Origin of the sequence: Gloeobacter violaceus PCC 7421 (assembly GCF_000011385.1) — a bacterium.
Classification (GTDB): domain Bacteria; phylum Cyanobacteriota; class Cyanobacteriia; order Gloeobacterales; family Gloeobacteraceae; genus Gloeobacter; species Gloeobacter violaceus.
In genome coordinates, this window is sequence record NC_005125.1 from 4,550,821 (window position 1) to 4,565,253 (window position 14,433).

16 protein-coding genes and 1 pseudogene are annotated in these 14,433 nt (G+C 60.0%); 9 read left to right on the forward strand and 8 right to left on the reverse strand.

Features of this window, described 5'->3' with window-relative positions; translation table 11 throughout:
- The first annotated feature begins 49 nt into the window (after positions 1-49).
- A complete protein-coding gene (locus GLL_RS22225) occupies positions 50-403 on the forward strand; it encodes a hypothetical protein (RefSeq protein ID WP_164929504.1) in 354 nt (117 codons plus the stop codon).
- A 106-nt stretch (positions 404-509) separates the two neighbouring features.
- Here the strand turns inward: GLL_RS22225 and GLL_RS22230 are convergent, their stop codons facing one another.
- Positions 510-713, reverse strand: coding sequence for a hypothetical protein (locus GLL_RS22230; RefSeq protein ID WP_164929505.1), 204 nt, complete (start codon positions 711-713; stop codon positions 510-512).
- A gap of 280 nt (positions 714-993) precedes the next feature.
- Between GLL_RS22230 and GLL_RS22235 the strand changes: the two genes are divergently transcribed.
- Positions 994-2,124, forward strand: coding sequence for a cob(I)yrinic acid a,c-diamide adenosyltransferase (locus tag GLL_RS22235; RefSeq protein WP_164929506.1), 1,131 nt, complete (start codon positions 994-996; stop codon positions 2,122-2,124).
- Positions 2,125-2,218: 94 nt separating this feature from the next.
- On the opposite strand, the gene GLL_RS22240 is transcribed toward GLL_RS22235, so the two are convergent.
- Complete coding sequence (locus GLL_RS22240; RefSeq protein WP_164929507.1) at positions 2,219-2,992, reverse strand: HEAT repeat domain-containing protein; 774 nt, start codon at positions 2,990-2,992, stop codon at positions 2,219-2,221.
- Between the two features lie 26 nt (positions 2,993-3,018).
- On the opposite strand from GLL_RS22240, the gene GLL_RS23540 reads away from it, so the two are divergent.
- Both GLL_RS23540 and GLL_RS22245 read left to right on the forward strand, forming a co-directional pair.
- A complete protein-coding gene (locus tag GLL_RS23540) occupies positions 3,019-3,150 on the forward strand; it encodes a hypothetical protein (RefSeq protein WP_269446201.1) in 132 nt (43 codons plus the stop codon).
- A complete protein-coding gene (locus tag GLL_RS22245) occupies positions 3,104-4,672 on the forward strand; it encodes an IS1182-like element ISGvi6 family transposase (RefSeq protein ID WP_011140155.1) in 1,569 nt (522 codons plus the stop codon). The genes GLL_RS23540 and GLL_RS22245 overlap by 47 nt, the downstream gene beginning before the upstream one ends.
- A 26-nt stretch (positions 4,673-4,698) precedes the next feature.
- Here the strand turns inward: GLL_RS22245 and GLL_RS22250 are convergent, their stop codons facing one another.
- Entirely contained in the window at positions 4,699-6,276 is a 1,578-nt protein-coding gene (locus tag GLL_RS22250; protein ID WP_197530072.1) for a transglutaminase domain-containing protein, read from the reverse strand.
- Positions 6,277-6,462: 186 nt separating this feature from the next.
- Here GLL_RS22250 and GLL_RS22255 point away from each other — a divergent pair, with 186 nt between their 5' ends.
- On the forward strand, positions 6,463-6,837 hold the full coding sequence (locus tag GLL_RS22255) for a DMT family transporter (RefSeq protein WP_193345475.1): 375 nt from the start codon (positions 6,463-6,465) through the stop codon (positions 6,835-6,837).
- 31 nt (positions 6,838-6,868) lie between these two features.
- Here GLL_RS22255 and GLL_RS23860 read toward each other — a convergent pair whose 3' ends face one another.
- Both GLL_RS23860 and purU read right to left on the reverse strand, forming a co-directional pair.
- Positions 6,869-7,051 (reverse strand): DUF4351 domain-containing protein, encoded by a 183-nt coding sequence (locus GLL_RS23860; protein ID WP_407920003.1) that lies wholly within the window; start codon positions 7,049-7,051, stop codon positions 6,869-6,871.
- Positions 7,052-7,068: 17 nt separating this feature from the next.
- A complete protein-coding gene (gene purU / locus GLL_RS22260) occupies positions 7,069-7,926 on the reverse strand; it encodes a formyltetrahydrofolate deformylase (RefSeq protein ID WP_164929787.1) in 858 nt (285 codons plus the stop codon).
- A gap of 130 nt (positions 7,927-8,056) precedes the next feature.
- Between purU and GLL_RS23865 the strand changes: the two are divergent.
- Positions 8,057-8,260: pseudogene (locus GLL_RS23865) on the forward strand (Uma2 family endonuclease); the annotation flags it as partial.
- Positions 8,250-8,465: a hypothetical protein gene (locus tag GLL_RS23070; protein ID WP_197530074.1), complete on the forward strand. Its 216-nt coding sequence runs from the start codon at positions 8,250-8,252 to the stop codon at positions 8,463-8,465. The pseudogene GLL_RS23865 and the gene GLL_RS23070, both read left to right, overlap by 11 nt.
- Here the strand turns inward: GLL_RS23070 and cphA are convergent.
- Entirely contained in the window at positions 8,414-11,044 is a 2,631-nt protein-coding gene (gene cphA, locus GLL_RS22270; RefSeq protein ID WP_011144309.1) for a cyanophycin synthetase, read from the reverse strand. The two genes, GLL_RS23070 and cphA, sit on opposite strands and share 52 nt — an antisense overlap.
- A gap of 173 nt (positions 11,045-11,217) precedes the next feature.
- On the opposite strand from cphA, the gene GLL_RS22275 reads away from it, so the two are divergent.
- A complete protein-coding gene (locus tag GLL_RS22275; protein WP_011144310.1) occupies positions 11,218-11,829 on the forward strand; it encodes a superoxide dismutase in 612 nt (203 codons plus the stop codon).
- 106 nt (positions 11,830-11,935) lie between these two features.
- Positions 11,936-12,892 (forward strand): biotin synthase BioB, encoded by a 957-nt coding sequence (bioB, locus tag GLL_RS22280; protein ID WP_011144311.1) that lies wholly within the window; start codon positions 11,936-11,938, stop codon positions 12,890-12,892.
- 40 nt (positions 12,893-12,932) lie between these two features.
- On the opposite strand, the gene GLL_RS22285 is transcribed toward bioB, so the two are convergent.
- Entirely contained in the window at positions 12,933-13,541 is a 609-nt protein-coding gene (locus tag GLL_RS22285) for a hypothetical protein (RefSeq protein ID WP_164929509.1), read from the reverse strand.
- The gene (locus GLL_RS22290; protein ID WP_164929510.1) at positions 13,534-14,400 is read right to left on the reverse strand and encodes a hypothetical protein; all 867 of its coding nucleotides are present in this window, start codon (positions 14,398-14,400) and stop codon (positions 13,534-13,536) included. The genes GLL_RS22285 and GLL_RS22290 overlap by 8 nt, the downstream gene beginning before the upstream one ends.
- Between the last annotated feature and the right edge of the window lie 33 nt (positions 14,401-14,433).

Sequence of the window (14,433 nt, forward strand, 5' to 3'; positions counted from 1 at the left end):
GCGTGGGCTCTGTCAGACTGGTGGCAGGCGAGCGCTTTGGAGGTGTGCGATGCGGTTGGTGCGCGTTCAGTGCGATGCTCAAGGGGCGATGACGATCGCCTGGTACCCTTTTGACCGGGCGGGCAAGGCCGACTTCGCCCACCCGCTGCAGGCGCCGTACCCGCTGCCGCGGGTGGGTCTGGTGCCGACGATGGCGGCAACACTCGACTTGGTCGTCGACGACGACTACACCCAGGTCTACACGCTGCTGGTGCCGGAGGGAGGCTTGCCGCCCTGGGTCTTCCACCATCTCTACCAGGCGCTCTGGGAGCATATCCTGGTGCTCAAGCATTTCCTGCCGCCGGAGCCGGGGCCTGAGGATATCGAGCGCATGGACGCGCTCACTGCCTCGGTTCAAGCTTGAGGAGCGCTCTACAGCCGCTCCGGCGATGCGCGGGTCAGCGATCTAAATCGGCGACTGCCGGACCTGCGCGGATGTGAGCGGCTTGAGCCCGGCAAGAACGCCGCAGCTACTTGCTTTCGATGGTCACCAGCGCCAGGGCCGCCATCCCCAGGACCGCCGAGAGCAACGCGCGGGCCGGTTCGGCGGCGGGAAGCCACTGCGACCAATCGGTATTCAGCAAGGCAAGGGCCGTGGTCCCCAACAGCGCCGCCTTCAAAGAAAGCCAGCGCCGCTCCAGGGCAATCAGTACACGCAAAGTCGACTTGTCCATGACCCCTCCCGATCGCCCAACCACTGGGCTGATGCAACAATTTGCATATCGATACTTTATAGGCAAATTGTTGCATATGTCAAGGGATGCGTGGATGGTGGGCGCTAGAGCTTGGGAGCCGCCCATCGGGCTGCCCCTGGGCTACATTGGGGAAGGCTGCGGCACGGTTTTTCCTTGAGACGCTAGATGTGGAGAAATTCAAAGCTGGGATACTAAATGTGCCCCAGGCGTGGTAGAGTGGGGCCGTTCAGCCAGGCGCAACACTTCTAGAGAGACACCCATGGCGGAGATTGGCATTCTCACAGCCCAGGTCATTCCCGATCGCACCATTGGCCAGATCCACGTCTACGACGGGCTGGGCAAGGGTAAGTCCCAGGCGGCTTTGGGGGTGGTGCTGCGTTCGATCGGTCTTGGGATCGCCGAAAAGCGCGACAACCGCGTGCTGCTTCTGCGTTTTCTCAAGGGTCCGGGGCGCGAGTATTCCGAGGACGCCGCCATCGAGGCGCTCCGTCGTGCTTTCCCTCATCTGATTGATCAAGTCCGCACCGGCCGGGCCGAATTTTTCGGCCCGGACCAGGTGATTCCGTTTGACAAAAAAGAAGCGCGCCGGGGTTGGGACATCGCGAAGGGAGCGATTGCCTCGGGCTTCTACTCGGTGCTGGTGCTCGATGAACTCAACCCGGTGCTCGATCTGGGTCTGTTGCCGGTAGCGGAGGTGGTGAGCGCCCTCTCCAACAAGCCCCAGGATCTGGAGGTAATCATTACCGGCCGCGGCGCCCCCAAAGAGATTCTCGAAGTGGCCAATTTGCACTCGGAGATGCGCGCCCACCGCCGTCCCGAGCACAACGGCAACGGCCGCGACTCGGGGATTGAAATTTATACCGGCGCCGGCAAGGGCAAATCGACCTCAGCTTTGGGCCGGGCCTTGCAGGCGATTGGCCAGGGCATTTCCCGCGACCTGTCGCACCGGGTGCTCATCATGCAGTGGCTCAAGGGCGGCACAGGCTACACCGAAGACGCGGCCATCCGCGCTTTGCACCAGAGCTATCCGCATCTTATCGACCACCACCGCTCCGGCCGCGACGCGATTGTCTGGCGCGGCAAACAGCAGGAAATTGATTACGTCGAGGCCGAGCGCGGCTGGGAGATTGCCCAGGCGGCCATCGCCTCGGGGCTTTACAAGACGATCATTTTGGACGAACTGAATCCGACGGTGGATCTCGAACTATTGCCGGTCGAACCGATCGTCAAGGCGCTGCTGCGCAAGCCCCGCGACACCGAGATCATCATCACCGGCCGCTGCTACAAGCCGCCCGCCTACTTCGAGCTTGCCACCATCCACTCCGAGATGGTCTGCCACAAGCACTACGCCGAGCAGGGCGTCGACCTCAAGCGAGGTGTCGATTTTTAAAGTGTCCAGTGCATCGAGTACCGCCTTCCCCCGGTTCTTCACCCTTGCCAGGTGGTAGACCGGGGGATTTTTTTGGTTTGGGTACTCGACATTATCAAGGCAAGTTGGACAGAGTGAGCAGCGTTCGTACCGCGCTTTGACTGACCCGTTCGTCTGTATCAAGAAGCATCTCGTTCACAGCTGTAAGGATTTCCGGGGTAGCAAGGCGGATTTCGCCCAGTGCCTGTACGGCTACTGTGCGAACTTGCGCATCCCGCTCTTCGAGTGCCTTCAACAGCACAGACACCACCTGCGGCACCACGGGTCGGATCGACGATAGAGCCCTCAGAGCGTTGGCCCGAACCAGCGGCTGCTCGTCTTTTGTGGCCTCGAATAAATCTTGCGAACCGGCGGCTGCCAGATGCGGATTTTGATGGAAGGCAAAGGCGGCAAAATGGCGCAGAATAACGCTTTGTGCCTGCAGAGCCTCGGTAAGGGCTGTAGCTGCAACCGGACCGACTTGGCCCAGGGCAAAAGCCGCGTCGATGCGAACTTGCTCCCTCGGGTCTTCTAAAGCCGCGATAAGGGGCGGCACCGCAGCGGAGCCGACCTTTCCAAGTGTCTGGGCAGCCGAAAGGCGGACGCCTCTGTCCTCTTGCTGGTCGGTCAAGGTTTCCATCAGTGCCGGTACAGCAGCAGCACCGAGTTTTCCGAGGGTTCGCACAGCCGCACGAATAGCCTCTCCATCGTTGCTGCGGAACAACTGGATTTGCGCAGCCACCTGGTGCTCGCATGGCGACTGGGCGAGCACTGCTCCTTGCACCAGTAAAAGCAATGCCAAGGAACTCGAGGTGGACAGTGGCAGGCGCAGCAGACCAAAAACGTCCATAGTATTCACAAGGTTGCCCGAACCCGATGACTAGAGCATCGGTCCAGAACCAGCAGTTGACGGTAGAAGCCGCATCCTCTTTTCTGGAGACGACCTCTACCTCCTTCGCCTATGCAGCCTTCTGTCTGGCAGCCGCCAGTGGAACCCTCACCCGCTGAGCAGGCTATCCTCAAGCGTATCCGTCGCGCCAAGCTGTTCGTTTTCCTGCGCCGCATCCGCCATCAACTCTTCGACGCCGCCTTCCAGAGCGAACTGGCCGGCATCTACAAAGACAGCCCTTGCGGTCAGCCGCCCATCCCACCGGCTCAACTGGCCCTGGCCACTGTCTTGCAGGCCTACACCGGTATCTCCGACGACGAGACCATTGAAGTGCTCACCATGGACCGCCGGTGGCAGATGGTGCTCGACTGCCTCGATTGCGAGGAAGCCCCCTTCGGCAAAGCCACCCTGATACGCTTCCGCCAAGCGCTCATCGCCCACGGCCTCGACCGTCGCCTGATTGAGCGGACCATCGAGTTGGCCACCAGCGACGGCGGGTTCGGCTCACGGGCGTTGCGGGCGGCCCTCGATTCGAGCCCTTTGTGGGGAGCCGGGAGAGTCGAGGATTCTTTTAATTTGTTGGGCCATGCAATGCGCAAGGCATTGAGGATCATGGTGTGCCAGACGGGGGTGGGACTGGCGCAATGGGCTGAGCAGACAGGCACCACACTCGTCGCGGGCAGCAGTTTGAAGGCTGCCCTGGACATCGATTGGAGTCAACCGGACGAATGTGCCGAAGCTCTGGGAAGGCTGCTCGGGGCGCTCGAATCGCTGGAAAGTTACTTGGACGGGCAAACTCAACCCCCTCAGGCTGGGGTCGCACGGTGTCTGCAAGCGGCCGAGCAAGTCCACCAGCAGGACGTACAACTCAACTCGCGCGGACAGTTTGTCCTTCGGCGTGGAGTCAGCCGCGAGCGGCGCATCAGCATCGAAGACCCCGCGATGCGCCACGGCCGCAAAAGCCGGGCGGTGCGCATCGATGGCTACAAGCGCCACGTGCTCAAAGACATCGACAGCGGCCTGGTGCGCGCAGTGGGCATTACTGCGGCCAACCGACCGGAAGCGGCGGTGACAAGGGACATCGAGGCGGACCTGGAGCCTCAGCGGGTGAAGTTGATTGAACTGCACATCGACCGGGCGTATCTGAGCAGCGAGTGGGTCAGACTTCGTCCAGAAGACTTGCGTATTTACTGCAAAGCCTGGCCGGTTAGAAATGGGCCGTACTTCCAGAAGACGGCCTTCGTGCTCGACTGGGAGGCGATGCGGATTCGTTGTCCACAGGGCGTCACCCAGCCTTTTGAGGTGGGTGGGAAAGTGCGGTTTCCGGCCGCGCGCTGTCGGCGCTGTCCCCTACAGGAACGCTGCACGACCAGCCCCAAAGGTCGCAGTGTCTCGATCCATCCGGACGAACTTCTGCTGGTCGAGTTGCGCGAACGCCAGCAGACAAAGGAGGGTCGAGCGAAGTTGCGTGAGCGCGTGAGTGTCGAGCACAGTTTGGCGCACATCGGTCAGTGGCAGGGACGCCGAGCCCGTTACCTGGGCGTGCGCAAGAATCTATTCGATTTGCGTCGGGTGGCGGTGGTGCACAATCTGCATGTGCTAGCCCGACAGGAAGCCGCTGGGCGTTCACAGGCGGCTTAGGTTCTGGACCGATGCTCTAGGCGGTTCTATGGGGCGGGCAACTCTTCGAGGATGGTGCACTGGACGTGGTTGAGCGACAGGTCCGCCAGCGAATAGCCCCGCACATTGGTGGCTTCGAAGGTGACACCTTTGCCTAGTTCAATGTGGTACCACGGCAGAGCCATGAAGTAGCGCCGCGGGTAAGGGCGGCTGCCGGTGTCGTCTACATTCGATTCGCACGGCACCCAGCCTAGGCCGTTTAGATAAAATTCGAGCCAGACGTGGTTGTACTCGGGCATCAGCGGGTAGTGGCGGCAGTCGGGCAGCGGCGGGCACTTGTAGCGGCCCACCGTCCGGCAGGGAATGCCGTTGAGGCGGGCAAGGGCCAAGAGCACCCCCACGTACTCGCCGCAGGAACCCTTGCCCCGGGCGAGTACCGCATCGGGACTATCTGAGACCCGCTGGATGCGGTAGTCGAGCCGGTCGTAGACGTAATCGCGGATGGCGAGCATCTTGGCAAGCGGCCCGGTGCGATCTCCCACCGCCTCGCGGGCGGCTTCCTGCACCCGGCGCGCGTCCATGGTCAAAAAACCGTCATCTACCAGATAGTGGGCCTTGAACTCCTCGGGAAACGGGTTGTCCGAGGCTTCGGGGACGTGGTAGCGGATGCCGCGCACTTCTAAAAGCGCCCGCCAACCAAACAGTTGCACTTCGCTCGCAGCGAGCTTGTCGAACTCGAAGACGGCGATGCGCTGGCCGTCTTCGACCTCCTCGCGAAAAGGCCGGCCGATGGCTTCGACGCGGATAAGCTTTTGGCGGTCCGATTCGGCGGGCAGGGCAATTTTCCAGACGACGTTTTCGAGATCCGCCGGTTCGAGGGCGGCGGTCTCCTCGCAGTAGACCACCTCCATCAGGTAGCCGTTGGAGAGAGTATAGCGGCCTTCCGGTTCGGTAAAAATGTGCAGCCGGTGGATGAGGGTCTTGCTGCGGCTGTCGATCGCCAGGCGGTTGTAGCGGTTGGGCTCCTGCTTGATGAAATCTTCAACCTGGGAGTAGGCGACATAAAGCGATCCCGCCACAAATGCCAGGCCGGTGGGCTGCTCGTAGGGCGTCAGCGCGCTAGAGAGTACTTGTCCGCTTTCGGGATCAAGGCAATAGACCGTTTGCTCGGCGGCGTCGGACACCCACAGGCGGTCCTCCGCGTAGACGAGGCTCTCCTCGCCGGTGCCGGGGGCGTCGAAGGTGCGCACGCAATCGCCTGTGAGGCGGCTGTACACTCTAATCTGCTGAACGGAGCACACGCTCACAAACCATTCATCGGCGCTGATCGCCAGCCCTTCGCCGCGGTAGCGCAGATCCATGACGATTTCGAGGCGCATCGCCTCGCGGTCCACCCGCATCAACTCATCCTGGCGCAGAGCCCACAGTTCGCCGTTTTCGGCGGCGATGCCGGTGACATCGAGCCAGTCGCCCACCGCCAGAGAATTGGCAATCACCTCCAGGCCGCTGCACGGATCGATAGCGAGCAGATAGCCGGTGTGGGGATCGACCGCGAGCAACCGCTCCTCGACCCAGGCGAGGCCGAAGACGCTCGATGCGCAAATTGGACGAATCAGATGAAGCACGGGAAGTATCTTGACAGCAACAGCCGCCCAGCCCTGCGAGTGACAACGTTCACCGCCCAGGGGCAAGGCCGGCCGTGAATAGTCTAGCCTCTGGTTTGGGAGGCCGGTAGAACCGGTACGGCTATTGCAGCCGTGGCTGGGAGTGACCGGTGCGGTATTTTCACCCGTTCCATCGCCGAAAGCGGTATGGTTTGGTCTGGCCCGTCAGGGGCTTTTTGGGGGGAGGTGACTTTGCATCCGTTAATCCTGCTGGCTGTCGCCATCGCCAGCGAGGTGATCGGCTCCAGCGCGCTCAAATTGTCGGAAGGTTTCAGCCGTCCCCTGCCAAGTTTGCTGGTAGTACTGGGCTACGGCGCAGCGTTTTACTTGCTGGGTCTGACCCTCAAGGCGATGCCGCTGAGCGTGGTTTACGCCATCTGGTCCGGGGTGGGCACGGCGGCCACCGCCTTCATCGGCGTCGTTCTCTTCCGCGAAGTACTCGACGCGCCCCGCCTGATCGGCATCGCCCTCATCATCGTTGGCGTGCTCGTCTTGAATCTTTCGGGCGGCGGCCGCCTCTGATATTGATCTATCTGAGCCGCTCCTCAAAATCTCAGGCGTTGCAATCCAGGTAGGCGGTAAAGCCCTCGATATTTTCGGCATCGATAATGGCACCGGCCAACTGCTCCAACTTATCAATCTCCGTAACTGTCGCAATGCGGCAAGACAGGTCATCCGATACGGAGCCAAATTTCCTGCCAATTTGCCGCCTGCGAAAATGTTTAAAGTACAGGATTCAGTGCCAAGATAAACTCAAACAAAAACTACGGTCCTATTTCCATAGATCAAAACGCGATCTTCAACATGCCATTTGACCGCGCGGGCGAGCACGACGCGCTCGATGTCGCGGCCTTTGAGTTTGAGATCGGCTACCTGGTCTCGATGGTTGACCCGCACCACGTCCTGCTCGATAATCGGCCCCGCGTCCAACTCTTCGGTGACGTAGTGGGCGGTGGCGCCGATCACTTTCACTCCCCGCTCGCAGGCTCGCTCGTATGGCGAAGCGCCCACGAAGGCAGGCAGGAAGCTGTGGTGGATATTAATAATCCGCCCGGCGTAACGTTCCACAAACTGTGGGCTCAGTACGCGCATGTAGCGGGCCAGAACGATGAAATCGACCTCACCTTCGAGCAAGTTGAGCATCTGGGCTTCGCGGGCGGGCTGGTTGGTTTTGTCAATCGCGAGGTAATGGTACGGCAGACCGTACTGGGCGGCCACCGGTTCGAGATCGGGGTGGTTGCTCACCACCAGCGGGATCTTGACAGGCAGTTCTCCCGACTGCCGGCGCCACAGCAAATCGACAAAGCAATGGTCCAGCCGCGAGACGAATAGCGCCATGCGCTTGGGTTCGCCCGTGCGCACCAGCCGCCAGTCCATCGCAAAGCGCTCGGCCACGGGCGCGAAGCAGCGGGCGAAGCCGTCGTCGTCGGCAGGCGCGTTCGCGTAGAGAAATTCGAGGCGCATGAAGAAGATGCCCCCGAGCGGGTCGGTGGTGTGCTGGTCGGAGCGCAAGATGTTGCCCCCCGCCTCCAACACGCACTGCGAGACGGCGGCCACGATTCCCCGGCGGTCGGGGCAGGAAATGAGTAGGGTGCGGGTGGCAGGGGACATCGCGGTGTCGGGTGCCGGACAATCCGGCGGCAAAAGCACAAGCATGATAGCCGAAATCGCCCGGATGCGCGTGTGCATGGACGAGTGTCCTGCACCAAAGTACGATCGCGGCGCAGTTCGCCTTTGACCTATGCACTCTCCTATTCCACCACGGCCGGCTCACAATCAGTTGCCGGAGTCGGACGGCACGTTTGTGAAAAATTTTCAGGAGCACCTCCAGAGCCTGCTGCTCACCGATTCGATCGAGCCACGCCTGAGGCAAATCCATCCGGACGGCCAGGACTGCGGCATCTACTGGCGCCTCACCGAGCCCGCCCGAGCGGGTGCGCGAGCTGGTCGAGCAGGCGCAGCGAGGGCAACTGGAGGCGGAGCAACGGGCCGAGCGGGAGCATCGCTTGCGGCTCGAAGCGGAGCGCCGGGCGGAGGCCATGGCCGAACGGCTGCGGGCGATGGGCATCGACCCGCAGCCGTTATCGGGCCGTCCGGCTCAGGGCAGACGCACCGGGTCAGACTCTTCTTTGACGCGACTGATGATCTGAATCGTCCGCTGCACATCCGCCGGGAAGATCACCACCAGATCGCTGCAAGCGGCATTACGCAGGGCATGCTCCACCGCTTCCGCCTCATCGAGAATCGTCTGGAACGGAAATTCGGGGTTGCGCTGCTTGATGCCTTCGACAATCAGCGACGCCGCCTCGTCGGGAGCCCGGCCGCGCCGGTCGTCGTCCTCTTTGACGATGGCGGCATCGAACATGCCCGCGGCCAGGTAGCCCAATTTGCGCAGGTCCTCGTCGCGCCGGTCGCCGGGGCCGCCGATGACGCCGATTTTGCGGGGGTTGTCCATGCGCTCGAGTACCTGCTGGATGGCCTCGTAGCCCGCCGGGTTGTGGGCGTAATCGACAATTACCTCAAAACCGTTGACGTCGAAAACGTTGAGCCTCCCCGGCGTCTGGGCCGGGGAGGGCACGAAGCTGCCCAACCCGGCGCGGATGTCGTCGATTTTGATACCGTGCAAAAAGGCCGCCAGGGTGGCCGCAAGCACGTTCTGGATCATGAAGACCGCCCGGCCCGATAGGGTGAGCGGGATATTGACCACCCGCTCGACGCGCAGTTTCCAGGCGCCCTTGAGAATCGAGACGTGGCCTTCTTCGAATACCGCTGCGATGCCGCCGCGGGAGACATGATCCTGGATAAGCGGACTCTGGGGGTCGAGGCTGAAGTACGACACCGGTGCTTTGGCGTCGTGGGCCATGTCCGCCACCAGCTCGTCGTCGGCGTTGAGCACCACAAAGCCGTCCGGGTGGACCGATTCGGGCACCACCGACTTGACGCGGGCCAGATCTTCGAGGGTCTCGACGCCCTTGAGCCCCAGGTGATCCGCGGTGACGTTGAGCACCACGGCGATGTCGCACACCGGAAAGCCCAGCCCTTCGCGCAGGATGCCGCCGCGGGCGGTCTCCATCACGGCCGCTTCGACGGTCGGGTCTTTGAGCACCAGCTTGGCGCTAAAGGGGCCGGTCATGTCGCCCTTCATGACCATCTGGTTCTGGATGTAGACGCCGTCGGTGGTCGTGAAACCGACCCGCAGGCCGATACCGCGCAGGATGTGGGCAATCAGCCGCGTGGTCGTGGTTTTGCCGTTGGTGCCGGTAACGGCAATGATCGGGATGCGCGTCTTGGCACCCGGGGGAAAGAGCATGTCGACCACCGGTTCGGCCACGTTGCGCGGCAGCCCTTCGCTGGGAGCGATGTGCATACGAAAACCCGGTGCGGCGTTGACCTCGATCACCGCCCCTCCCACCTCGTTGATGGGCTGGGAGATATCGGGGCAAATCAAGTCGATGCCGCAGATATCCAGCCCGATGTTGCGCGAGACGCGCTCGGCCAAAAAGGCGTTGTTGGGGTGCAGCAGGTCGGTGCGGTCGATGGCGGTGCCGCCGGTGCTGAGGTTGGCGGTGGATTTGAGATAGCAGATTTCGCCCTCCGCCAGCACCGTGTCGAGGGTATGGCCGCGCAGATCCAGAATCCGCTGGGTCATCTCGTCGATGGTGATGAGCGTGAGCACGTTCTCGTGGCCAAAGCCCCGGCGCGGATCGCGGTTGACCTGATCGATCAGTTCATGGATGCTCTGGCGGCCGTCGCCGGTGATGTGGGCAGGGACGCGCTCGGCCACGGCCACCACCTGGTGGTTGATCACAAGGATCCGGTAATCCTTGCCGGTGATGTACTGCTCGACGATCACTTCTTTGGAAAATTCGCGCGCCGCGTCGTAGGCCGATTGGGCAGTCTTCAGATCGCGGACGTCGACGGTGATGCCCTTGCCGTGGTTGGCATCAAGCGGCTTGAGCACCACCGGATAGCCGCCCAGCTCCTCGATGGCCTCTTCGAGGTCGGCCAGACGGCGAACGGTGGTGCCCCTGGGGACCGGGATGCCCACCGAGGCGAGCATGCCCTTGGTGGCGGTTTTGTCGGAGGCAAGCTCGGTGGCGATGATGCTGGTGTTGGTGGTGGTGGTCGCCTGGATACGCTTCTGATGGATGCCGTAGCCCAACTGCACCAGCGACTTCTCGGATAGGCGAATGTGCGGGATGCCGCGGGTCTGGGCTTCTTCGACAATCGAGGCGGTGCTCGGTCCAAAGCGCACTTCTTCGCGGATTTCTTTGAGTTCCTGGATATCCTGCTCCAGTTCGGTATAGGGCTCCCCCGCCACCAGGGTGCGGCAGATGCGCACCGCCGCGCGGGCCGCGTAGCGCCCGGCCGCCTCCTCGACGTAGGAGAACACGACGTTGTAGACGCCATAGGTGCTCGTCTGGCGGGTGCGGCCAAAGGCGACGTCCATGCCGGCCAAAGTCTGCAATTCGAGGGCGACGTGCTCGATGACGTGGCCCATCCAGGTACCCTCGGTCACCCGCTCCATGAAGGCGCCGTCGCGACCTTCCGAGCAGCCATGCTGCATCAGGCTGGGCATCAGGGCGAGCAACCGGTCGTCAAAGCCGGGGATCAAGTTGGTCGGTTTTTCTTCCAACTCCTCCAGATCCAGCTGCATGACGATCAGATTGTGGCGCCGGATGCTCCAGTAGTTCGGCCCTCTGAGGGCGTGGGTCTGCAAAATTCTCATAAAGTCCCGTGCAAGGTACCGCCGTATGGCTACCGTGAACCAGCATAGCGCTTCTACCCGGACGGTTGAGAAGCGGGTCCGGCCAGCCGTGCACAGCACTGACCAAAGCGGAACCGGCGTGTTATTAGATCTTAGGAGGAATGCCGAACCCATTGGCAATTAGAGAGGACCCCATGGCTCATACACTCCCGCCGCTGCCCTACGACGAGAACGCTCTCGCTCCGTACGTTTCGGCTCAGACTTTGAGCTTCCATTACGGCAAGCACCACACCGGCTATCTCAACAACATGAACAAGGCGATCGCCGGCACCGAGCTGGAGTCGCTGTCGCTGGTGGACCTCATCCGTACCGCCGCCAAAAATGCCGAACAAAAGACGTTGTTCAACAACGCCGCCCAGGTCTGGAACCATACGTTCTACTGGAACAGCATGCGCCCCGGCGGCGGCGGCGAGCCGGGCGGGACGCTGGGCGAGATGATCAAAGATGCCTTCGGCAGCTACGACGAATTCAAGAAGCAGTTCGTCACCGCCGGTACCACCCAGTTCGGCAGCGGCTACGCCTGGTTGGTCAAAGACGGTGAGAAGCTGGTGGTCACCAAGACCCCCAACGCCGAGACCCCCATCACCGACGAGAGCAAGCTGCCGCTGCTCAACATGGACGTCTGGGAGCACGCCTACTACCTCGACTACCAGAACCTGCGCCCCGACTACGAGAACGCCTTCGCCGACAATCTGATCAATTGGGAGTTTGCCGAGAAGAACCTGGAGCGCGTCTTCGCGGGTTGATCGCCTTGAGCATTTTTCACGCGGCCCGCAACCACCCAATCCTGGGCGGCGGCGGGTCGTTTGCTTTGGATAGGGACGTGCGATCGGGTAGGCTGTTGCTGCTCCGATGTGCCGTGCGCCGATGCCCTCGACCGTCTCCGAGATTTCGCGGATCTATCACCAGCCGCTGCCCGATTTGCTCTTCGAAGCCCAGCGCGTCCACCGTGCCCACCATGATCCGCGCGAAGTGCAGCTTTGTACCCTCAGCAACATCAAAACCGGTCTGTGCCCCGAAAATTGTGGCTACTGCTCCCAGAGCGTTCACCACAAAAGCGGCCTGGCAGCCCAGGAACTCAGTTCCCTCGACGCGGTAATGGCCGAGGCGCAGGCAGCCAAGGCGGCGGGTTCGACTCGATTTTGCATGGGGGCTGCCTGGCGAGAAATCAAAGACGGTCCGCCGTTCGAGCGGGTGTTGGAGATGGTGCGCTCGGTGGCGGCACTGGACATGGAAGTCTGCTGCACCCTCGGTATGGTCAAACCGCATCAGGCCGAACGCCTGAAGCAGGCAGGACTCACCGCCTACAACCACAATCTCGACACCGGCCCCGGCTACTACCCGCAGGTGGTGACCACCCGCACCTACAAGGACCGGCTCGAAACGATCCGGGCGGTGGGTGCGGCGGGTATTTCTGTGTGCTGCGGCGGCATCCTGGGCATGGGTGAATCGCTCACAGACCGCTTCGAGCTACTCGAATCGCTCGGCAGCCTCGACCCAACTCCCGAGTCGATCCCGATCAACTGCCTAGTACCGGTGGCGGGCACCCCTCTGGCCGACTCGTCGCCCGTCGAACCGCTCGACCTGGTGCGGATGGTTGCCACGACCCGTATTCTTTTTCCAGATGCCATGGTGCGCCTTTCGGCAGGGCGCCTGCAGATGAGCGAGGAACTGCAGGCCCTTTGCTTCCTGGCCGGGGCCAATTCGATATTTACCGGCCCGAAACTGCTCACCACCCCCAACCCCGAGCACTCCCACGATCAGAAGCTGCTTGAAAAATTGGGTATGGAGCCAAAGACGACCCAGTGAACATCAATATTTTGCTTTGTGATTGCGCTAGGAAAACCTATTAGTTCTTCCAGCTTTTTTCCCTTGAGTTGCTTGTTTGAGAACTGCGTCCAACGAATGCAGCAATTATCCATCCGAACAAAGCACTAAGTGTTAAATCCCCAGTGGCTAGTTCCCCATAGGCATCAGTTTCATATCTTGAAACGCTTAATCTGAACCACGCACGATTCAGCGCAGACCATTCCTCTTGCTTTGCTACTGCATGTTCAATTTCGCGTAAAAGCTCTAGTACTTCACCCATAGCACGGCGATCCATGTATATCTGTCTTTTCAAGGAATCAAGCCCCATAGCCCCGCGAAGCAATTGCTTACCAATTTCTGCTACAGCTGTTGCAGCGATGAAAACTAGAAATAAAGTCAGTTGCTCAGATGGTGAGCTTAACGCTTGTAAACTTAGCGCTTTTGGATCGAGCTCCTTCACTAGCAAAAAAGCAGATATAATTACCAGCCAATAGAGGCCGTTGAGTAACGCCGTACTGTTCGATAGCTTCCTGCTGTTTTCACGCAAATCTTTCTGTATTTTTTCAACCAGATCTAAAAGTTGTCCTACTTCGCTGCGCTCGTAAAACTCTTTATCTGGTGCATTGCCTCCCTCTGTAAATTTATTCATTTATTGAACGGCTTGAGCAGCACATTGATGGAAGGTATACAAATGCAGCTTCAAAATGATCGCGCTGTTCTCCCTTGAGCACGGAGCCTTGTGTTTGATTGTTCCAAGTGAAATCTTCCAGCCAACCGCATACTGGCAAGGCACTCCACGTGAAATTATCACTCCCGACTCGATGCTGAAGTTCGTGTAGAGTTTTTACGAATTGGCTATTGCCATAGGGTGAGTAATATTTTGCTGCCTCAACAGCAAAGTTATAGAATAGGTCGACTTTTGTTACAGCTACTACCATCCATGTTGGTTTTTGATTGCGCCTAATGGAGGAACGAAGAAGCTCGCAAACTCCCTTTAAATCATGAAGTTCAGAAGATAATTGGAGTTCGCGATATCTCTCAAGGGTGTCTACATTTTGGTCTTCTATTAAAGAAGCTTTGGCGAGCTCATTTCGGATTGAAGCAAAACCGTTTGCGACCACATAGACTACTCCATCTACCTTTGTTTCCTCCAAAAAAAGCTCACTTTCCAACATATAGCGGGTCTCTTTGCCTGGTATCACTCGCAATACCAGTCTCCCTTCCCTGCCTTCCTCAATTTTCGTAGAGGTCATCGGAGGAGAGTAGCCCCTGTCGTAAGCTTTACCAGTCACATAATCCAGAAGGACTGTTTTCCCAACTCCCTTCATGCCCAAAAAGACAATCGTTTTTCTCCCAAAAAGTTCAGAAACTTTTTTGAAAACAGTTTGAATATCTTTGCGACGTTTGTAGAGTTCTGATGCGGTCGGCAAAATCCAATCTGGCACTTCAGATATCCTGGTAAGCGCGCCGCCTGGATCAACGGGAAGACTGGAGGACATATTGCTCACTCTTCAAACTTGAATCGCCGACTGAATCTATTG

Bases quoted from the DNA above. Each gene is read 5' to 3' on its own strand.
- GLL_RS22225 (WP_164929504.1), top strand. From the start codon at position 50: ATGCGGTTGGTGCGCGTTCAGTGCGATGCTCAAGGGGCGATGACGATC.
- GLL_RS22230 (WP_164929505.1), bottom strand. From the start codon at position 713: ATGGACAAGTCGACTTTGCGTGTACTGATTGCCCTGGAGCGGCGCTGG.
- GLL_RS22235 (WP_164929506.1), top strand. From the start codon at position 994: ATGGCGGAGATTGGCATTCTCACAGCCCAGGTCATTCCCGATCGCACC.
- GLL_RS22240 (WP_164929507.1), bottom strand. From the start codon at position 2,992: ATGGACGTTTTTGGTCTGCTGCGCCTGCCACTGTCCACCTCGAGTTCC.
- GLL_RS23540 (WP_269446201.1), top strand. From the start codon at position 3,019: ATGACTAGAGCATCGGTCCAGAACCAGCAGTTGACGGTAGAAGCCGCA.
- GLL_RS22245 (WP_011140155.1), top strand. From the start codon at position 3,104: ATGCAGCCTTCTGTCTGGCAGCCGCCAGTGGAACCCTCACCCGCTGAG.
- GLL_RS22255 (WP_193345475.1), top strand. From the start codon at position 6,463: ATGGTTTGGTCTGGCCCGTCAGGGGCTTTTTGGGGGGAGGTGACTTTG.
- purU (WP_164929787.1), bottom strand. From the start codon at position 7,926: ATGTCCCCTGCCACCCGCACCCTACTCATTTCCTGCCCCGACCGCCGG.
- cphA (WP_011144309.1), bottom strand. From the start codon at position 11,044: ATGAGAATTTTGCAGACCCACGCCCTCAGAGGGCCGAACTACTGGAGC.
- GLL_RS22275 (WP_011144310.1), top strand. From the start codon at position 11,218: ATGGCTCATACACTCCCGCCGCTGCCCTACGACGAGAACGCTCTCGCT.
- bioB (WP_011144311.1), top strand. From the start codon at position 11,936: ATGTGCCGTGCGCCGATGCCCTCGACCGTCTCCGAGATTTCGCGGATC.
- GLL_RS22285 (WP_164929509.1), bottom strand. From the start codon at position 13,541: ATGAATAAATTTACAGAGGGAGGCAATGCACCAGATAAAGAGTTTTAC.